Below are 21,504 nucleotides of genomic sequence, written 5' to 3'. Positions count from 1 at the left end.
TACAACTTCGCGATGATCACCCCACCCGCCCCTTACGCAACATCACATTCAACTGATCCACCACTTCCGCCCAATCCGCATCATCCAGAATCTCCTCGCGCAGAAACTGCGCCTGACCTGCCGTCCAGAAAAACGCGTCAGCCAGATGCAAATCCGGTTTGAGCGGTGAATGGCTGGCGATGAATTGTTCGATGCCGGTCGGATCGTCATCGAGGCCGAGTTGTTTGAACAGGGCCGGTAGGCTGTGCTGCGGATTTTCCATGATGCAACTCCTCTGCAATTCAGGTCCGGCGTTGCGCCGTTCGCTGCAGTGGAGTTGATCATAGCTGTCACTGCGGGTTCAGGGTCTGGCGACGTCAGGTGAGCCTGCGGCCAGTTGCGCTGCCGGATAGACCGACTGCCATCCGCCGCCCAACGCTTTGTATAAACCGACCATCGCCAGGGACACGCCGGTCGAGCTTTCCACCCATTGTTCCTGCGTGGCGAGCAAGGCGCTCTGCACGGTGAGGACGTTGACGAAATCGACCACGCCTTCGATGTATTGCTGTTGCGCGGTGCGCAGGGCGATCTGGTTCTGGCGCACGGCTTCGGCGAGGCTGTCGCGACGGCGCTGGCTGGCGTTGTAGGCGGTCAGTTGATCATCGATTTCATGCCAGGCGCGCAGCACGGTTCGCTGGTAGGCGATGGCCGCTTCCTGCTGTTGCGCTTCACGCAGTTGCAGCATGCCGCGCAGGCGTCCGCCGTCGAACAACGGCAGGCTGAATTGCGGGCCGATGGCAAAGGCACGCGAGCCCCATGAACCGAAATCGCTCAGCTGCATGGCCTGTGAACCGAGGTTGCCGGACAGGGTGATGCGCGGATAGAAATCGCCCTTGGCCACGCCGATGTTGGCGGTGGCGGCGTGCAGACGCGCTTCGGCCTGGCGGATATCCGGGCGGCGTTCGGCCAATTGTGACGGCAGGCCGATGGCGACTTGCAGTGGTGACTGCGGCACTGCCGCGTCTGTGGATAACGCTTGAGCGAGGGCCTGCGGTGGTTCGCCCATCAACAGACTGATCGCGTTGATCAGTTGCGCCTGACGCTGCTCGAGCGCCGGCAGCCGTGCCTCGATGGCGGCGACTTGCGCGGCAGCTTCGGCGACGTCCAGGTCGGTCGCCACGCCATCGGCCAGCCGCAGCTGCGAGAGTTTCAGGCTGTGGCGAGCGACGTCGAGGTTCTGCTCGGTGACGGCGCGGGTGTTCTGCACGCCGCGCAGCTGAATGTAGTTTTGCGCTGTGTCGGCGAGCACGGTCAGCAGTACGTCACGACGGTCGTTTTCTGCCACTTCGAGATTGGCATCAGCGGCTTCGGTTTCACGGCGCACGCGGCCCCAGAAGTCCAGTTCCCATGACGCCAAGAAGCCGGCATCCCACAGGTTGAAGGCCTCGTCGCCGTTATTTCCCGATGGATCGTTCAAGCCTTTGCCACTGTTGCGTTTGCGCCCGTAGCTGCCGCTGGCGGTGCTGTGCGGATAACGCTCGGCGGTGATCACCTGGCGCGCGGCGCGGCTTTGTTGCAGGCGGCTGCTGGCCAGTTGCAGGTCGAGGTTGTTGTTCAGCGCGCGCTGGGTGAGTGCGGAAAGTTGCGGGTCGTGGAAGGTTTCCCACCAGCGTTCGTTCAGGGGCTCGCTGACGGCTTGGCTCGGGGCGGATTGGCTCGGTTTGGCCCAGTCGGCAGGCTGCTTGGTTTCGGGTTTCTGGAAGTCTGGGCCGACAGTGCAGGCGGTGAGACTCATTGTGAGCAAGGCACTGAAGGTTAGCTGCTGCCACTGGTTTTTTCGCGAGCAGGCTCGCTCCCACATTCTGCAATGCGTTGTCCCTGTGGGAGCGAGCCTGCTCGCGAAGGCGACAGCCGATTCAACACCGATCATCGCTGCGTCACCTCGCGCCCGGACGCCTTTGAGCTGGCGGTATCAATACTCGCCTCGACCGACATCCCCACCCGCAAGCGCTCAGCCAGTGGCTGGCCCGGTTCCAGCACGATCTTCACCGGAATCCGCTGCACCACTTTGGTGAAGTTACCGGTGGCGTTATCCGGTTTCACCGCAGCGAAGGTCACGCCGGTCGCCGGCGCGATGCTCTCGACGCGGCCGGTCAGGGCTTCGCCACCGAGACTATCCACTCGGACTTGCACATCCTGCCCGGGCTGCACATCGGTCAACTGGGTTTCCTGAAAATTAGCCACCACGTAGGCCTGCTGCAACGGCACCACCGCCAACAGCTTGCTGCCCGGGGTGACGTAGGCGCCGACGCGCACCGCGCGCTCGCCGATCATGCCGTCCTGCGGCGCGGTGATGCGCGTGTAAGAGAGGTTGAAACTGGCGATTTCCAGTGCCGCCTGCGCGTGTTTCAGATTGCCTTCAGCGGCGTTGCGCTGGGCAGTGAGGATTTCGACTTGTTTGCGTTCGGCCGCCAGTTTCGCCGTCGCGGTGTCGAGACGCGCCGAGGCCTGATCAATGCGCGTGCGCGCCTGCTGCGCGTTCTGCACGGTGCCGGCGCCGACACCGGCGAGATGGTTGTAGCGGTTCAGTTCCTGCTGCGCAAAAGCCATTTCCGCTTTGGCCGAGACCACGGTGGCCTGCGCCTGAGCGATCAGCGAAGCCTGCCGCTCCAGGGTCGCGCTGGCGTTCTGCAACTGCGCACGCGCGACCAGGGTTTGCGCATCCGCCGCTTCCGCCGCTGCGCGGAGATCACGGTCATCGATCAGCGCCAACAATTGCCCAGCCTTGACCTGCTGATTGTCTTCGACCAGCACCTGCTTGATGAACCCGGCCACGCGCGGCACCACCAGCGTGTAGTCGGCGGAGACGAAGGCGTCGTTGGTGGTTTGCTCGGTGCGTTGGCCGAACAGCCCGGGCATTGCCAGGTACACCAGCACGCCCACCGCCAGCGCGGCAGCCACGGCCACCGCGAGTTTTTGCTTGGATTGAGTCATAAAAAACCTTCAGTTTCAGTACAGCGATCAGGTCGGCGCGCGCGGCGGATAAATCCGCGTCGGCAGCCAGAAAATCAGCAGGATCAACGCCACGGCAACGCCGGCCATGCACAGGTACAAATCGGACGAAGTCAGCACCACCGCCTGCTCGTGCACGCGGTGAGCGAGACCCGGATCGCTGTGATCGGCCAGCGGCGAATTGCCGAGGCTGTCGACCAACATGCTCGAATGAAAATGCAGGCGCGCGGTGGTCAGCGCTTCGATGACGCCGGTGGCGACCACGGCGGCAAGGCCCTTGACGGTGTTGAACCACGCCGACGCGAACGGTCCTTCCATCGGCGTGATACTGCCGGTCGACAACATCAACAGCGGCAACACCGCCATCGGCTGGCCGAAAATCTGCAGCCATTGCAGGACGTAGAAATCATCGCGAATCCACGCCGAAGTCAGGTGCGAACCGCCGAGGCAGGACAGCGCGAGCATGCTCAGACCCATGCCGAGCACCCAGCGACAATCGACCCAGCGCAAATTGCATAGCGCCGCCACCAATGGCAGCGCGATCAACTGCGGCAGCGCGGCAATGAGCATGATCGGCGCGGTTTGCGCCGGACGATAACCTTGCACCTGGGCCAGATAACTCGACGGAATCAACACCACCGCCAGCAGCACGATCAACACCCCCGCGAGGGTGATCAGGGCGAACAACAGGTTGCGGATGCCGAGCATCTGCAGTTTGAAAAACGGAATCGGCTGCGACCACTCATTGATCAGAAACGCCACCAGCAGCAGCGAACCGGCACCAAGCAATCCACAGATCAGATTCGACTCGAACCAGTCCAGTCGATTGCCCTGCAACAAACCGATCACCAGCATGCAGATCGCCGGAAAGCCCAGCAGCAGGCCCTTCCAGTTGAACGTCTTGAGACGTTCCAGCCGCAGCGGATCCTGCGGCAATCCGTAAGCCACTGCGGCCATGGCGATCAGGCACGGCACGATGATCTGCCAGAACGTCCACTGCCAGCCGACGTATTCAGTCCACAGACCGGCCAGCGGCGTGCCGAGTCCCGGGCCGAAAGTCGCGGTCAGTGCGTAGCCGGCCAGTCCGTAGAGTTTGATGTTCGCTGGGAGAAAGCGCAGTGCGACGGTCATCAGCATCGGCGGCAATGCACCACCGGCGAGGCCCTGGAGGATGCGCATCAGCAGCAGACTTTCGTAGTTCGGGGCGAACGGGCACAGCACGCCGAGCAAGGTAAACAGGCCGATCGCGCAGAGGGTGAAGCGGCGCAGCGAGAAGGTCACCGAGCACCACGGCGCGAAGGCCATGGCCGCGACCGACGTCGCCGTGTAGCTGGCGACCAGCCAAGTGCCTTCGTCGTAGCCGATGTGCAGCGCGCCGCGAATATCGGCGAGTGCGACTTTGGTGACCATCTCGTTGAGGCCCGAGACCAGCACGGCCAACAGCACGCCGACCAGACCAATGATGATCCGCGCCCCGAACACCGCAGGCGCAGCCGCCGTTGCCGGGCTGGTCGCGGCGAGAGGCGCCGGGACCGTCAGGGATGTCATGAATGAAAACTCCGGGGGTGAAATACCGGAGCATTTTAGTGGGGCTTGATGCTGACGAAAATTGACTTATGGGCAGGTTATAAGTGCATTGCGTGCAGTATTTAAATCCCCCTGTGGGAGCGAGCTTGCTCGCGAAAGCAGTTTGTCAGTCGCCGTTAATACAGCTGACCTGACGCATTCGCGAGCAAGCTCGCTCCCACAGGGTTTGGTGTTGGCGCAGAGATCAGGGCTGTGCCGCCAGCCATGTCTCATCGCAGCAGGTCTTGAGGGTTTCACGCAGCCAGCGGTGGGCCGGGTCCTTGTCGAAGCGCGGGTGCCAGGCCTGGGTCAGCATGAGCATGGGCAGCGGAATCGGCAGGTCGAACGAACGCAGTTTCAGGCCCAGCCGCCGCACGCTGAGCAGTGCTTCTTTGGGCACCGGCAAGATCAGGTCGGAGTCGGGCAAGGCAAACATCGCCGCGTGGAAGCTCGGCGCGATCACCGCCACTCGACGCTCCAGCCCCAACGCATTCAACGCCGTGTCGATCGGGCCGCGAGCGATGCCACGCCGCGACATGCTGATGTGGGAAAAACCGGCGTAGCGCTCAGCCGTGATTTCGCCATCGAGCAACGGATGATTCTCGCGCACCAGGCCGACGAAATGCGTGGAGAACAGGTTCTGCACTTTCACTTCCGGCGTAAGCGGACGGGTGTTGCTGACGCTCAGATCGATGCGTCCTTCGCGCAGCGCCTCATCGTCGCCGTCGCCTTCCGGGACGAAGCGCAATTCGCAATACGGGGCGAGCTGGTCGAGGGTGTCGAACAGCTTGCCGCCGTAAACGCCGACGAAGAAATCATTGGCGCGGATGCTGAAGCGCCGGCGCAAGGTGCACAGCTCGACGCTGTCGGCGGAGCGGAACAGCAGCGCCGCCTGCTCGACCACGTCGCGCACCTGTTCGCGCAGTTCGAGGGCTTTGGGGGTCGGCACCAGGCCACGCCCGGCGCGCACCAGAATCGGATCGCCGATGGCTTCGCGAATCCGCGTCAGCGTGCGGCTCATGGCCGCCGGGCTGAGGTTCATCCGCCGCGCCGCACCGACCACACTGCCCTCGTCGAGCAAGGCATCGAGGGCAACCAGAAGGTTCATGTCCGGGAGTTGCATGCTGAGCACTCTTGGCTGATCTGGATTGATCCAGGCGCAATGCTAGCAGATCAAAAGATCGCAGCCTGCGGCAGCTCCTACAGAGGATGGTTTTCCCATGTAGGAGCTGCCGAAGGCTGCGATCTTTTCAAGTCAGCGCTGCATACCCCAGCGCTTGACGGTCACCCGCTCAAGGGTGGCAAACACCAGATTCTCCACCAGCAGACCAATCAGGATCACCACCGCCAACCCGGCAAACACCTTGTCGGTGTACAGCTCATTGCGATTCTGGAAGATGTACCAGCCCAGCCCGCCCTTGCCACTGGTCGCGCCAAACACCAGTTCGGCAGCGATCAAGGTGCGCCAGGCAAACGCCCAGCCAATCTTCAAACCGGCGAGAATCGACGGCAGTGCCGCCGGGATCAGTATGAACAACACAAGGCGCAACCCCTTGAGACCATAATTGCGCCCGGCCATACGCAGCGTTTCGGAGACGCCGAGAAATCCGGCATAGGTATTCAACGCCAGCGCCCACAGCACCGAATGCACCAGCACGAAAATCAGACTGTTCTGCCCCAATCCGAACCAGAGCAGTGCCAGCGGCAACAGGGCGATCGCCGGCAACGGGTTGAACATCGAAGTCATCGTACTGAGCAGATCACGTCCCAACTGGGTCGAGACCGCCAATGTCGTCAGAGCGAACGCGAGGACGATGCCGATCAGGTAGCCCTTGATCAGCACCACCAGGGATATCCACACCTTGGCCAGCAACTCGCCACTGAGCAGCCCGTCGAACAGGGCCTGCGCAGTTTGCAGAAAACTCGGCAGCATCAGGTCGTTGTTCTGAATCCGCGCGACCACTTCCCAGATGATCGCCAGCACGATCAGGATCAGGCTTTTACGCAACCAGCCCTGTTGCCACAGGCGCGTGCCAAGCGGCAATTCGCGCTCGACCGGCACTGCGGTCAGCGGCTCGAGCACGGTTTCGAATTCTTCACGCACGGATGATGAATGGCTCATCGGGTAGTCCTCCTGGCCGCTCAATAGGCGATGCGAATGTCGTTGAAGTCGTGATCACGCTCGGTCTCCAGCGCCTGGCCCTCATCGAACAGCAGACGATGAATGCGCCGCGCCGATTCCTGAAACGCCACGCCGCCGAGGCTGTGCAGGTCGTATTGATGGCTGTGCACTTCGGCGCGCACCCGGCCCGGATGTGGCGACAACAAGAGGATGCGATTGCCGACCACCAAGGCTTCTTCGATCGAATGGGTGACGAACAGCAGGGTGAAGCGCACCTCTTCCCAGAGCAGCAGCAATTCCTCCTGCATCTTGCGGCGAGTCAACGCGTCGAGTGCAGCGAAGGGTTCGTCCATCAAAAGAATTTTAGGTTGCATGGCCAACGCCCGGGCGATCGCCACCCGTGCTTTCATGCCGCCGGACAAGGTGTGTGGATAGGCGTCGGCGAATGCTGCGAGGCCGACCTTTTCCAGATAATGCAACGCACGCTCTTCGGCTTCTTTCTTGTTCAAGGTGCGCGAGGCGAGCAGCGGGAACATCACGTTTTGCTTAACGGTTTTCCACGGCGGCAACTGGTCGAATTCCTGAAACACCACAATGCGGTCCGGCCCCGGCGCATCGACGCGCTGGCCTTGCAGGCGGATCTCTCCTTCGCAGGGCTGGATGAATCCGGCGACCGCTTTGAGCAAGGTCGATTTCCCGCAACCGGACGGGCCAAGCAGGACGAAACGATCAGCCGGGTCGACGGCGAAACTGACTTGGTGGGTGGCGCGCACCACCCGCTGCGGCGTGCGGTATTCGAGGCTGACGTGATCGACGGCCAGCAACGCTTCGCTGCGGGCGATCGGGTTGCTGGCCGCGTGGCCTGGCAAAGGGGCATTCATGATCGATCTCCGGCAAATCAGAAAGGCGCGTCGCCCTGAATGGTCGTGCGATACAGCTTGCGGCGCAGATGCGCGGGGCAGCCGGCGGCGAGGTGGATCAGCGAGCGGTTGTCCCAGAACACCAGATCATGCGGTTCCCACTGATGGCGGTAGATGTTTTGCGGCAGCACGCTGTGGGCGAAGAGTTCGCCGAGCAACTGACGACTTTCGTCTTCCGGCAGACCGACAATTCGCGTGGTGAAGCCTTCGCTGACGAACAAGGCCTTGCGGCCGTTTTCCGGATGGGTGCGCACCACCGGATGCACCACTTCGGCGACCTGAGCCAACTGTTCCGGGGTCAGGGTCGGGCGCCAGTTGCCTTCGAACTTGGTTTCGCTGTAGCGCGCGGTATAGGAATGCGCAGCGGAACGTCCTTCGACCGCAGTGCGCAAGGCAGCGGGCAAGTCATCCCAGGCTTTGTGCATGTCGGCAAACAGCGTGTCGCCACCCTCGGCGGGCAGCTCTTGGGCGTGCAGCATCGAGCCGAGACTCGGCAGTTCCTTATAGGAGAGATCGGAATGCCAGAATTTGCCGGCGTCACCGAGACCGATGTTCTGGCCGTTCTCGATGATGTTGGAAACGATGAGGATTTCCGGGTGGTTGGCCAAGAGGAATTGTTTGAGCACGTGGATCTGCAACACGCCGAAACGGCGGCTGAAATCGATTTGCTGTTGCGGGGTGATCTGCTGATCGCGAAAGACCACGACGTGGTAATCCAGGTGCGCGCGGTGAATCCGCGCGAAGTCCTGATCATTGACCGGCCGGCGCAGGTCGAGGCCAACGATCTCGGCGCCGACGGCACCGCTGAAGGGGCGAATTTCGAAGATTTGCGGCGCGGCAGTTGCGGCGCTTTCGGTGGCAGTAGCGGCGGACATCAATTATCTCCCACGCACGGCGCGCTCATGGACGCGCTCGTCGATCAGACACTCACGCTGGATTGCGTGTCGGTTCAGGTCGTGCGGCGCGCCGATTGGTCGGCAGGTACGCAGGTGGGTGACTTTATAGCTATAAGAATTGGAAATTAAATACCGTTAATGAATAACGATATGGCGAATGGTGAGGGCGTGGGTGACCATTTGTGTCACTTACCGACGGATATGCAGCGCCCCAGCGGGCGCCTTCGCGAGCAGGCTCGCTCCCACAGTTGGAATGCAATCTCCTGTGGGAGCGAGCCTGCTCGCGAATAGGCCGTCACCAGCGCCGAAAATCTAGCGCTCGTGCAACGCCTCAGCCCGTGCGCGGATGATCGGCTTGAGCAAATAGCTCAACACCGACTTCTTGCCGGTGATGATATCCACCGAAGCGACCATCCCCGGGATGATCAGCAGTGGCTTTTCATCCGTGCCCAAGTGGCTGCGCTCGGTGCGCACCTTGATCACGTAGTAGGTGGTTTTCTTGTCTTCGTCGGTGATGGTGTCCGCACCGATCTGCTCCAGCTGTGCCTTCAGGCCGCCGTAAATGGTGTAGTCATAGGCGGTGAATTTGACGATCGCTTCCTGTCCCGGATGCAGGAACGCAATGTCTTGCGGGCGAATCTTGGCTTCGACCAGCAGGGTGTCATCCAGCGGCACGATTTCGACCATGTCGCTGCCCGGCTGGATCACGCCGCCGATAGTGTTGACCAGCAACTTGTTGACGATGCCCCGCACCGGCGAGGTAACCAGCGTACGGCTGACGCGGTCTTCCAGCGCCTTGCCGGTGGCCTGGGCCTTGTTCAGATCGGTGCGTGCTTCGTTGAGCTGGGTCAGCGCTTCGCTGCGGAATTTGCCGCGGGTTTCGTCGATCTTGCGCTGCACTTCCTTGATCGCCGATTCGGCGCGCGGGATGGCCAGCGTGGTCGCATCGAGCTGGCCACGGGTTTCCACTTCGGCACGCTTGAGGCGCAACACTTCCACCGGCGAGACCGCGCCCTGCGCCACCAGCGGCTCGGACATGTTGATTTCCTGACGCTGCAAGCCGAGTTGCTGACGGTACTGCGCCTGCTTGGAGCTGAACTCACGCAGCTCCTGCTGACGCTGGATCAATTGCTCCTGCAGGCCGCCGATTTCATCGTGCAACTGCTGACGGCGGCTGATGTACAGCGACTCTTCGCTTTTCGCCTGGCCCGGCACGGCTTTGAGCACGTCCTCGGGGAAATTCAGCGGACGATCATCGACTTCCGCGCTCAGACGCTCGACCCGCAGCAACATCGACAGGCGATCAGCCTCGGTTTCGCCGACGTTGGAGGCAAAACGCGTGTCGTCGAGACGAATCAGCGGCGCGCCGGCCTCGACGATCTGGCCTTCCTTGACGAACAGCTCGGAGACGATACCGCCCTCCAGGTTCTGGATTTTCTGGATCTTCGACGACGGAATCGCCTTGCCGTCGCCCTTGGTCACCTCGTCGATCACGGCGAAGTTGGCCCAGAGCATGAGGAACACGAAAAAGCCGATGATCGCCCAGATGGTCAGGCGCACGACGCGCGGGGCGTCTTCGATCAGCGCCTTGTTGACCTCCGGCAGCGGCTGGCCCTGCAGCGAGGCAGAGCCCTTGAAGTAGCGACGGATCGACTCCTTGACACCGGACTTAAGCAACACTGATCTGCCCCTTCTTCAACGCTTCCATCACGGCGGCTTTCGGGCCGTCGGCGAGAATCTGCCCGCGATCGATCACCAGCAGGCGATCGACCAGCGACAACAGCGATGCCCGGTGCGTGACCAGCACCACGGTCTTGTTTTCAATCACTGCTGCGAGGCGTTGCTTGAGGCGTTCTTCGCCGGTGTTGTCCATCGCACTGGTTGGCTCGTCCATCAGCAAGATCGGTGGATTGAGCAACAGCGCCCGGGCCAGGGCGACGTTCTGCCGCTGGCCGCCGGAGAGGTTTTGCCCACGCTCGCCGACTTGCAGCTCGTAGCCTTGCGGGTGCAGACGGGCGAATTCGTGGACGCCGGCCAGTTCGGCGGCTTGCAGCACCAGCTCGTCTTCGACGTAACGCGCGCCGGACACCAGGTTGTCACGCAGGGTGCCGGACAGCAGCTGAATGTCCTGCGGTACGTAGCCGATGTTGTAGCGCAGTTCGCTGACGTCGATCTGGCGGATGTCCACGCCATCGACCAGCAACGCACCGTCGTCCGGTTGGTACAGGCCCACCAGCAGTTTCGCCAGCGAACTCTTGCCCGAACCGCTGCGGCCGATGATGCCGATCTTCTCGCCGGGACGGATCACCAGGTTGATGTTCTTCAGCGCCGGGTTCTGCTGGTCCGGGTAGGTGAAGCTGAGCTGACGGCATTCGATCGCACCCTGCAGAACCTTGCGGCTCAACGGGCGCTCCTCGAAGTTGCGCTCCTGCGGCAGCTCCATCATCTGGTCGACCGAGGTCATGGTCACCCGCGCCTGTTGATAGCGCGTGAGCAGGCCGGACAGCGACGCCAGCGGGCTGAGGGCGCGGCCACTGAGCATGTAGCAGGCAATCAGCCCGCCCATGCTCAGGTTGCCGGCGATGATCTGGTACACGCCGAAGACGATCATGATCACCCCGGCCAGTTGCTGGATCAGCAAGGTGATGTTCATTGCCAGACCGGAGAGCATTTTCACTCGCAGCTCGAGACGGCTGAGGGTGCCGATGGTCTGCTCCCACTGATACTGGCGCTCGCTTTCAGCGTTGTTGACCTTGACCGCATCCAGGCCGGCGAGGGTTTCGATCAGGCTCGACTGGCGCTCGGCGCCCAGCGCCATGGTGCGCTCCATGGTCGCGATCAGCGGCTTCTGCAAGGCGTAGCCGATCAACAGGGCAATCGGGAACGCCAGCACCGGAATCCACACCAGATGCCCGCCGAGAATGGCGATGACGATGAAAATCAGGATGGTGAACGGCAGGTCGATCAGACTGGTCAGGGTCAGCGACGCGAGAAAGTCGCGCAGGCTTTGAAACTCGTGGATGTTCTGGGCAAAACTGCCGACCCGCGCCGGGCGGTATTTCATCGCCATGCCGACAATGCGCTCGAACAGCGTGGCGGAGATGATCAGGTCGGTTTTCTTCCCGGCCAGATCCAGGCACAGGCTGCGCAGGCTCTTGAGGATCAAGTCGAAGATGTAAGCGCCGGTGATGCCCAGCGCCAGCACCCAAAGGGTTGCTTCGGCCTGGTTCGGTACCACGCGGTCGTAGACGTTCATCACGAACAGCGGCGCGGCCATGGCGATGATGTTGATCAGGAAACTGGCGGCGATCGCATCGGCGTACAGCCAGCGCGAACGCTTGAGGGTGTCGCGAAACCACGAGCGTGCACGCGGGATCAGCGTGCCGTGGTTGACGTCGAATTTGTGCTGCGGCTGGGCGAAGAACACTTTGCCGGTGTAATCGTCGGTCAGTAGTTCACGGCTGACCACCGACTCGCCGCCATCGCTTTCGCTGAGCAGCACTCGTGCTTCGTTGTCGCCCTGCCAGCCCAGCAGGACGGCGCTGCGGCCATCCTTGAGCAGCAACAGCGCGGGCATGGCGATCGCCGGAATTTCTTCGAGCTTGCGCTGCAACACCCGCCCCTGCAGCCCGGCGCGAGCCGCTGCGCGCGGCAGCAACTCGACACTCAAACGTTGTTTGGGCAGCGGCAGGCCAGTGGTCAGCATCGCCGCGCTGGCAGGCTTCTGGTGCAGCATGCACAGGGCGAGCAGACCATCCAGCAACGGATCGTCATGCAACGCGCGTGGATCATGGCTGAGTTGAACTCGACTGACTTCTGATTCCACGCTCGACACTCTTTAACAGTTGAAAGGGATAACTCAGTTCATCCCAGGCAGCTGGACCTTGGGCTTCACGTCGTTCTGCACAACGGATGCCAACGGCGCGACCACTCCCTGGCTTTTGAGCAATTGGCCCATGGTCGCCTTGATTCGGTACTGAGTAAATAACTGAATGTTCTTGATTTCCGCCAGACGCCGCGAGGCGGTGAACAGTTCGTTTTCGCTGTCGAGCAAATCCAGCAGGGTGCGTTCGCCGAGGCTGAATTGACGCTGGTAGGCAGTACGCACCGAGGTGCTGCGATCGACGTACTGCTGAGCGATCGGCACCTGAGCGTTGGCGTTGTTCAGCGCGTTCCAGGCCAGGCCGAGCTCTTCGTTCAACTGACGCAGGGCGTTGTTGCGGATGTCCAGCGCCTGGTTGGCCAGGTACGACTTGGATTCCAGATCGGCCTTGTTGCTGCCACCGGAATACAGGTTGAAACGCATGCGCAGCATGGCCTGCCATTCGTTGTTGTGGCCGTTCTGGCCGTCGAGATCGTTGTCGGCGGTACGGCCCAGCTCAGCGTCGAAGCGCGGGTAGAAGGTCGATTTGGCGGTGGCGAACTGCCTCTCGGCAGCGGCAATATCCGACTCGGCGGAACGCAGGATCGGGCTGTTTTCCAGCATCTGCGCGCGGGCTTCATTGAGGTTGGCGGGCATCATCGCCATGAACGGCGCCGGGCGCTCGAGCTGGTCGGGCATCTGGCCGACGGCGCTGAGGAAGTTGGTTTCCGCGTCGGCGAGGTTGGTCTGTTCGGTGATCAGATTGTTGCGGGCCTGGGCCATACGGGCTTCGGCCTGATCAAGGTCGGCACCGCTGCCGACGCCGCGCTGGGTGCGCAGCTGGATCTGATCGTAGATGCGCTGGTGGCTCTTGAGGTTTTCCTCGGCCAGACGGACGAATTCGCGACGGGTCAGCACGTCCAGATAAACCTGGGCGACGGTCAGCGCAGTGCGTTCGGAAGTGCCCAGCAACGAGTAAGCACGGGAGCTGACGTTGGCTTGTTGACGCGCAACTTCGTTGGACGTCGCGAAACCGTCAAAAACCATTTGCGAGAGACGTAAACTTGACTCGCTGCGGTTCAACGTCTCCCAGTGATTGCTTCCACCGTTCGCTCGAGTGGTCACACTGTCGGTGCCTTCACGGCCATAACCGCCGAGCAGATCGACCTTGGGCAGGTATCCCCCTTTCGCAGCCTTTAACTGATAATCCGCCGCCAATCGACTATTGACCCCCGCCTGAATCTCCGGATGGACATCCAGCGCCTGTTGCATGGCTTCTGGTAAGGATTGTGCTTGTACAAAAGAGGCGGCGAGAGCGAAGGGAGCGGCAAGGAGCAAAAGCGAACGCATGGTTGGAATTTTCCCGGAACTTCTTGTCTTGAATCACAGCAGAAACGTGGTGCTGCGTCGGATGATGGCAACCCGAAAGACCGTATGTCGGAAAGTTCAAAACAGGAACTGGATGACAGGCTGAAGGACAGGTCGCCGCGGAAATATCAATGTGACATTAGTGGGGCGATTGTTTAGGATGGCTCCCAGAAGGTCAATAGTTTGGCATAAAGTTAATCGCGATAATTTATAGCCAGATTATTGACGGAAATACAGCGTCAATAAGTTATCCATTTATAGAAAGTACGTCCAGACTGAAGTGGCGCCGACGCCCGTCAGGTCCATGGAAGTCAACTGAATGTGACACCCCGGAGAGTCTTCAATGAGCAGTGTTGTTGCCGTCGTCAAAAGCATTGTCGGTCAGGTTTTCGTGGTGTCCCCAGAGGGCGTGCGTCGCGTACTCGTTGAAGGCGATCGCCTGTATGTCGGCGACCAGATCGATACCGGCCTGTCCGGCGCGGTGTCGCTGGAACTGGCCGATGGCCGCATGCTCGATCTGGGCCGTGACACCCAGTGGAGCGCCAGCTCGCCTGACTCCAGCACTGACCTGGCCGAAGCCACCGCGCAGGCTGCGCCTTCTGTAGAAGAACTGCAGCAAGCCATCGCCGCCGGTGTCGACCCGACCACCGCACTCGAATCCACCGCGGCCGGCCCGACCGCCGCAGGTACCGGTGGCGCCGCCGGTGGTGGTCACAGCTTTGTCATGCTCGACGCCACCGCTGGCCGCGTCGATCCGACCATTGGCTTTCCGACGGCGGGCATCAATTCTGCCGGCCAAGTCGCGCAGGACACCACCGGCGGCCTGACCACCGACACCACCACCAACGCGCTGCGCGACTCGACCCTGAGCCTCAGCGCCACGCCGACCATCACCGAAGCCGGCGGCGTGCTGGTGTACACCGCGACCCTGACCCAGGCGCCGCTGACCGACCTGACCATCACCCTGTCCAATGGCGCAGTAATCGTCATCCCGGCCGGCGCCACCACCGGCACCGTCAACGTGCCGCTGGCGCCGAACGACACGGTCTACAACGACCCGACCCAGATCGACGTGACCGTCACCGGCACCAGCGGCGGCAACGGCATCACCGTGACCCCGCCAACTATCCCGGCGACCACGCAGGTCACCGACACCGTCGATACCACTACCGTCACGCTGACGGCTGGTTCGAGCGTGACCGAAGGCGGCCAGATTACCTATACGGCGACTTTGACCAACCCGGCGCAAACTCCGGTAACCGTCACTCTGTCGAACGGCTCGACCATTACCATTGGCGCTGGCCAGACTACCGGCACTGTTAACGTGCCGACGCCAGCGAACGACGTGTACAACAATGGCAGCACCGTCAGCACCACGATCACTGGCGCAACTGGCGGCAACTTCGAAAATCTGGTGCCAAACACCACGCCAGCCGTTACCACGATCACTGATTCGGTCGACAACACCGGGCTGACCCTGACCGCTACCAACAACATCGTTGAAGGCGGTCAGATCACCTACACCGCGACGTTGACCAACCCGGCGCAAACCCCGGTGACCGTCACTCTGTCGAACGGCTCGACCATCACCATCGCGGCTGGCGAAACCGTCGGCACCGTCAACGTGCCAACAGCGGCCAATGACGTTTACAACAATGGCAGCACCGTCAGCACCACGATCACTGGCGCAACTGGCGGCAATTTCGAAAATCTGGTGCCAAACACCACGCCAGCCGTTACCACGATCACTGATTCGGTTGATAACACCGGTCTGACGTTGACCGCGACCAACAACATCGTTGAAGGCGGTCAGATCACTTACACCGCAACGCTGACTAATCCAGCGCAGACGCCAGTTACCGTCACTCTGTCGAACGGCTCAACCATCACCATTGCAGCCGGCGAGACCGTCGGCACCGTCAACGTGCCGACTGCGGCCAATGACGTGTACAACAATGGCAGCACCGTCAGCACCACCATTACCGGCGCTACCGGCGGCAACTTCGAAAATCTGGTGCCAAACACCACGCCAGCGGTGACCACCATCACCGACTCGGTCGACAACACCGGGCTGACCCTGACCGCTACCAACAACATCGTTGAAGGCGGTCAGATCACCTACACCGCGACGCTGACTAATCCAGCGCAGACGCCGGTAACCGTCACTCTGTCCAACGGTTCGACCATCACCATTGCTACCGGCGAGACCGTCGGCACCGTCAACGTGCCGACTGCGGCCAATGACGTTTACAACAATGGCAGCACCGTCAGCACCACCATCACCGGCGCTACCGGCGGCAACTTCGAAAATCTGGTGCCAAGCACCACGCCAGCCGTTACCACGATTACCGACTCGGTCGATGACACTGGCCTGAGCCTGACTGCGACCAACAACATTGTTGAAGGCGGCCAGATCACCTACACCGCGACCTTGACCAACCCGGCACAAACCCCGGTAACCGTCACGCTGTCCAACGGCTCGACCATCACCATCGCGGCTGGCGAAACCGTCGGCACCGTCAACGTGCCGACTGCGGCCAATGACGTTTACAACAATGGCAGCACCGTCAGCACGACGATCACCGGGGCTACCGGCGGCAACTTCGAAAACCTGGTGCCGAACACCACGCCAGCAGTCACTACGATCACCGACTCGGTCGACAACACCGGCCTGACGCTGACCGCGACCAACAACATCGTTGAAGGCGGTCAGATCACTTACACCGCAACGCTGACTAATCCAGCGCAGACGCCAGTTACCGTCACCCTGTCGAACGGTTCGACCATCACCATTGCTGCGGGCGAGACCGTTGGCACCGTGAACGTGCCGACTGCGGCCAATGACGTTTACAACAATGGCAGCACCGTCAGCACGACGATCACCGGGGCTACCGGCGGCAACTTCGAAAACCTGGTGCCGAACACCACGCCAGCAGTCACTACGATCACCGACTCGGTCGACAACACCGGCCTGACGCTGACCGCGACCAACAACATTGTTGAAGGCGGTCAGATCACCTATACCGCGACACTGACCAATCCAGCGCAGACCCCGGTGACCGTCACTCTGTCGAACGGCTCGACCATCACCATTGCGGCTGGCGAAACCGTTGGCACCGTCAACGTGCCGACTGCGGCCAATGACGTTTACAACAATGGCAGCACCGTCAGCACCACCATCACCGGCGCTACCGGCGGCAACTTCGAAAATCTGGTGCCAAGCACCACGCCAGCCGTTACCACGATTACCGACTCGGTCGATGACACTGGCCTGAGCCTCAGCGCCACCGGTTCTGTGGCCGAGGGTGGCCAGATCACCTACACCGCCACGCTGACGAATCCGGCCGGCACCCCGGTAACCGTGACCCTGAGCAACGGTTCGGTGATCACCATTGATGCCGGCAAAACCACCGGCACCGTTACCGTTCCAGCGCCGGCCGATGACGTCTACAAGGACGCCGGCCAGGTCGAAGTCAGCATCAAGGACGCCACCGGCGGCAATTTCGAAAATCTGGTGCCGAACGCTACGCCGGCAGTGACCGAAATCACTGACACCGTCGATACCTCGACGGTGAAGCTGAGCGCAGACACCTCGGTTGCCGAAGGCGGCACCGTAACTTACACCGCCACCGTCGGCGCGCCAGTCACCGGCTCGCCTGTGGTCGTGACGTTGGCCAACGGCCAGAACATCACCATCGCCGTCGGCCAGACCACCGGCTCCGTCACTTACACCGCACCGAACGATGCCTTGACCGGCAACGCTGCGCTGACCAACTCGATCACTGGCGTAAGCGGTGGCAACTACGAAAATCTGGTGGCTGACAAAACCCCAGTTTCGACCACCGTCACCGACGTGGCCGACACCACCAATCTGTCGCTGAGCGCGACCGCTTCCGTGGCTGAAGGCGGCCAGATCACTTACACCGCCACTTTGACCAATGCTGCTGGTTCGCCAGTGACCGTGACCTTGTCGAACGGCGCCGTCATCACCATCAAGGCAGGCGAAACCAGCGGTAATGTGACCTTCCCGGCTCCGTCCGACGACGTCTACAAAGACGCCGGTTCCGTGCAGGCCACCATCACCAGCGCCACCGGCGGCAACTTCGAGAACCTCGTTCCGAGCACCACGCCAGCGGTCACTCAAGTCACCGACACCATCGATACCTCGACGGTCAAATTGACCGCCGACACCTCGGTCGCTGAAGGCGGCACCGTCACCTACACCGCCACTGTCGGCGCGCCCGTCACCGGCTCGCCTGTTGTCGTGACCCTGGCCAACGGCCAGAACATCACCATCGCCGTCGGCCAGACCACCGGCAGCGTTACCGCCCCGGTATCGAATGACGTGCAGATCGGTCACGCACCGCTGACCAACTCGATCACCAACGTCAGCGGCGGCAACTTCGAAAATCTGGTCGCCGACGAGACCCCGGTCAGCACCACCGTGACCGACACCGTCGACACCACCAGCGTCGCGCTGACTGCCACCGGCAACGTCAACGAAGGTGGGCAGATCACCTACACCGCGACGCTGAGCAACCCGGCCGGCACGCCGGTAACCGTCAATCTGAGCAACGGTTCGGTCATCACCATTGAAGCGGGCAAGACCACCGGCACCGTGACCGTTCCGGCACCTGCCGACGATGTCTACAAAGACGCCGGCAAAGTCGAAGTGACCATCAAGGACGCCACCGGTGGCAACTTCGAAAATCTGGTGCCGAGCACTACGCCTGCGGTGACCAATGTTGCCGACACGGTCAACACCACGCACCTGACCCTCAGCGCAGAAAGCTATGTGCTCGAAGGCTCTTCGATCACTTACACCGCAACGCTGACCAACGCCGCGCAAACGCCGGTAACCGTCAACCTGAGCAACGGCCAGACCATCACCATCGAAGCCGGCAAGACCAGCGGTTCGGTGACGATCGCCGCACCGAGCGATGACGTCTACAAGGACCTCAGCAAGCTCACCGTGACCATGACCGACGCCAGCGGTGGCAACTTCGAGAAACTCGACGTCAGCAAGACTCCGGTCAGCACCACGGTCAACGACACCGTCGACACAACCGCACTGACCCTGACCGCCAGCGATACCGTCAGCGAAGGTGGCCAGATCACCTACACCGCGACCCTGAGCAACCCGGCCGGCACTGCGATGACCGTGACCCTGGCCAACGGCGCGGTGATCAACATCGCGGCCGGTGCGACCAGCGGTTCGGTGAATTTCCCGGCGCCCGCCAATACGCCGTACATCGATGGCAGCAACGTGCGGACGGCGATCGCCAGCCACAGCGGCGGCAATTTCGAGCGCGTCGAGGCCGATCGTTCGGCTGTGGTGACCAAAGTCACCGACGCCGTCGACACCACCAACATCAGCCTGAGCGCCACCGGCAGCGTTGCCGAGGGCGGCTCGATCGTCTACACCGCGACCCTGAGCAATCCGGCCGGCACCGCCATGAGCGTGACCCTGAGCAACGGCGCGGTGATCAACATTGCCAAGGGTGCGAGCACTGGCACTGCGACCGTAGCCGCGCCTGGCGATGACGTGTACAAGGACGCCGGCAAGGTCGATGCGAGCATCACCAAGACCAGCGGTGGCAACTTTGAAAACCTGGTGATCGACAAGACGCCTGCGGTAACTGATGTCACCGACACCATCGACAACAGCATTGTTTCGCTGACCGCCAGCGCCAGCGCGGTGGAAGGCGGCGTGGTTGTCTACACCGCGTCCGTGACCGCCCCGGTCACTGGTTCGCCAGTGCTGGTGACCCTGTCCAACGGCCAGACCATCACCATTCCGGTCGGCGCCAGCAGCGCCAGCGTCAACTTCACCGCGCCGAACGATGCACAGGCCGGCGGCAACACTCTGAGCGTGAAAATCGACGGCGCCAGTGGTGGCAATTACGAAAATCTCGTGGCTGACCAGACCCCGGCGGTGACCTCGGTAACTGACGTTGCCGACACCACCAACCTGTCGCTGTCCGCGACCGGCTCCGTGGCCGAGGGCGGTTCGATTGTCTACACCGCAACCCTGAGCAACCCGGCCGGTACCCCCGTGACCGTGAATCTGAGCAACGGCGCGGTGATCACCATCGAGGCCGGCAAAACCAGCGGCACCGTCACCGTTCCGGCACCTGCCGACGACGTCTATAAAGACGCTGGCAAAGTTGAAGTCACGATCAAGGACGCCACTGGCGGCAACTTCGAAAACCTGGTGCCAAGCACCACGCCAGCGGTCACTGATGTCACCGACACCGTCGACACCTCGACGGTCAAACTGACCGCCACCGAAACCGCGGCCGAAGGTGGCACCGTCACCTACACCGCCACCGTCGGCGCGCCGGTCACCGGCTCGCCTGTGGTCGTGACCCTGGCCAATGGTCAGAACATCACTATTGAAGTCGGCAAGACCAGCGGCAGCGTGAGCACCACCGCGCCGAACGACGTCCTCGCCGGCCACGCGCCGCTGACCAACTCGATCACCAACGTCAGCGGCGGTAATTTCGAAAATCTTGTCGCCGACCAGACCCCGGTCAGCACCACCGTGACCGACACCGCCGACACCACCAACCTGTCGCTCAGCGCGACCGGCGCGGTGAACGAAGGCGGCCAGATTACCTACACCGCAACCCTGAGCAACGCCGCCGGCACACCGGTCACCGTGACCCTGTCGAACGGTGCGACCATCCTCATCGAGGCCGGCAAGACCGCCGGCACCGTGACTGTCGATGCTCCGAAAGACGACTTCTACAAAGACGCCGGCAGCGTTGAAGCGACCATCCAGAGCGCAACCGGCGGCAACTTCGAAAACCTCGTCACCAGCACAGCGCCGGCGGTGACCACGGTCAACGACACCATCGACACCACCACCGTGTCGCTGAGCGCCACTGCAAACGTCGCTGAAGGCGAAACCGTGGTCTACACCGCCACGGTGGGCGCGCCAGTGACCGGTTCGCCGGTCACCGTCAGCCTGTCCAACGGCCAGACCATCACCATCGCCGTTGGCGAAACCACCGGCAGCGTCAACTACGTCGCGCCGAACAGCCCGCTGGCGGGCGGCAGCTCGTTGAGCGTGACCATTGATGGCGCCACGGGTGGCAATTACGAAAAACTGGTGGTCGACGGCAAGTCCGCAGACACCGTGGTTTCCGACACCACCGACACCACCAACCTGAACCTGACCGCCAGCGATTCGGTCGCCGAAGGCGGCCAGATCACCTACACCGCAACCCTGACCAACCCGGCCGGCACACCGGTGACCGTGACCCTGTCGAATGGCGCCACGATCACTATCGACGCGGGTAAAACCACCGGCACCGTGACCGTCGACGCACCGAAAGATGACGTCTATAAAGATGCCGGCAAAGTCGAAGTGACCATCGAGGGTGCGACCGGCGGCAACTTCGAGAACCTGGTGCCAAGCGCGGTTCCAGCGGTGACGAATGTCACCGACACCATCGACACTTCGACCGTCAAACTGACCGCCGATACATCGGTGGCCGAAGGCGGCACCGTGACTTACACCGCCACGGTTGGTGCGCCAGTTACTGGCTCGCCTGTGGTCGTGACTCTGGCCAACGGCCAGACCATCACCATCGGCGTCGGTCAGACTACTGGCACTGCAACTGCTGTTGCTTCGAACGATGCGCTGACGGGCAACGCTCCGATCACCAATTCGATCACTGGCGTAACCGGTGGCAACTTCGAAGATCTGGTTGCAGACAAAACTCCGGTTTCGACTTCTGTCACCGACGTTGCCGACACTACCAATCTGTCGCT

At 61.9% G+C, this 21,504-nt stretch carries 12 protein-coding genes; 1 reads left to right on the top strand and 11 read right to left on the bottom strand.

Going from position 1 to position 21,504, the window contains the following annotated elements; all coding sequences use genetic code 11:
• Positions 1–16: 16 nt before the first annotated feature.
• From AAEZ10_RS11365 to AAEZ10_RS11315, 11 genes are all read right to left on the bottom strand, one after another.
• Positions 17–262, bottom strand: a complete 246-nt coding sequence (locus tag AAEZ10_RS11365; RefSeq protein WP_110644740.1) for a DUF2789 domain-containing protein — start codon at positions 260–262, stop codon at positions 17–19.
• A 78-nt stretch (positions 263–340) separates the two neighbouring features.
• The gene (locus AAEZ10_RS11360) at positions 341–1,909 is read right to left on the bottom strand and encodes an efflux transporter outer membrane subunit (protein WP_350569234.1); all 1,569 of its coding nucleotides are present in this window, start codon (positions 1,907–1,909) and stop codon (positions 341–343) included.
• Positions 1,906–2,973 (bottom strand): HlyD family secretion protein, encoded by a 1,068-nt coding sequence (locus AAEZ10_RS11355; protein ID WP_122705340.1) that lies wholly within the window; start codon positions 2,971–2,973, stop codon positions 1,906–1,908. The genes AAEZ10_RS11360 and AAEZ10_RS11355 overlap by 4 nt, the downstream gene beginning before the upstream one ends.
• A 27-nt stretch (positions 2,974–3,000) precedes the next feature.
• Positions 3,001–4,539 (bottom strand): MFS transporter, encoded by a 1,539-nt coding sequence (locus AAEZ10_RS11350; RefSeq protein WP_122705342.1) that lies wholly within the window; start codon positions 4,537–4,539, stop codon positions 3,001–3,003.
• Between the two features lie 223 nt (positions 4,540–4,762).
• Positions 4,763–5,680 carry a LysR family transcriptional regulator gene (locus tag AAEZ10_RS11345; protein WP_243241557.1) on the bottom strand — a complete coding sequence of 306 codons (918 nt, stop codon included), beginning with the start codon at positions 5,678–5,680 and terminating at the stop codon, positions 4,763–4,765.
• A gap of 132 nt (positions 5,681–5,812) precedes the next feature.
• The gene (locus AAEZ10_RS11340; protein ID WP_041477414.1) at positions 5,813–6,679 is read right to left on the bottom strand and encodes an ABC transporter permease; all 867 of its coding nucleotides are present in this window, start codon (positions 6,677–6,679) and stop codon (positions 5,813–5,815) included.
• A 20-nt stretch (positions 6,680–6,699) separates the two neighbouring features.
• Complete coding sequence (locus tag AAEZ10_RS11335; RefSeq protein ID WP_323167856.1) at positions 6,700–7,560, bottom strand: ABC transporter ATP-binding protein; 861 nt, start codon at positions 7,558–7,560, stop codon at positions 6,700–6,702.
• 17 nt (positions 7,561–7,577) lie between these two features.
• On the bottom strand, positions 7,578–8,474 hold the full coding sequence (locus AAEZ10_RS11330; RefSeq protein WP_350569231.1) for a TauD/TfdA dioxygenase family protein: 897 nt from the start codon (positions 8,472–8,474) through the stop codon (positions 7,578–7,580).
• A 333-nt stretch (positions 8,475–8,807) separates the two neighbouring features.
• Positions 8,808–10,175, bottom strand: coding sequence for an HlyD family type I secretion periplasmic adaptor subunit (locus tag AAEZ10_RS11325; RefSeq protein WP_024011116.1), 1,368 nt, complete (start codon positions 10,173–10,175; stop codon positions 8,808–8,810).
• The gene (locus tag AAEZ10_RS11320) at positions 10,165–12,321 is read right to left on the bottom strand and encodes a type I secretion system permease/ATPase (protein ID WP_071174003.1); all 2,157 of its coding nucleotides are present in this window, start codon (positions 12,319–12,321) and stop codon (positions 10,165–10,167) included. Before AAEZ10_RS11320 ends, AAEZ10_RS11325 begins: the two co-directional genes overlap by 11 nt.
• 33 nt (positions 12,322–12,354) lie before the next feature.
• Positions 12,355–13,707 carry a TolC family outer membrane protein gene (locus tag AAEZ10_RS11315; RefSeq protein ID WP_350569228.1) on the bottom strand — a complete coding sequence of 451 codons (1,353 nt, stop codon included), beginning with the start codon at positions 13,705–13,707 and terminating at the stop codon, positions 12,355–12,357.
• Positions 13,708–14,068: 361 nt separating this feature from the next.
• Between AAEZ10_RS11315 and AAEZ10_RS11310 the strand changes: the two genes are divergently transcribed.
• Positions 14,069–21,504 (top strand): retention module-containing protein (locus tag AAEZ10_RS11310; RefSeq protein WP_350569226.1); only part of this gene is annotated, 7,436 nt, incomplete at its 3' end.

It is taken from the genome of Pseudomonas sp. H26/SER47-MNA-CIBAN-0231, assembly GCF_040310465.1.
Taxonomy (GTDB): domain Bacteria; phylum Pseudomonadota; class Gammaproteobacteria; order Pseudomonadales; family Pseudomonadaceae; genus Aquipseudomonas; species Aquipseudomonas atacamensis.
The sequence above is the reverse complement of the archived record's forward strand: the minus strand, read 5'-3'. Positions and strand labels throughout refer to the sequence as shown.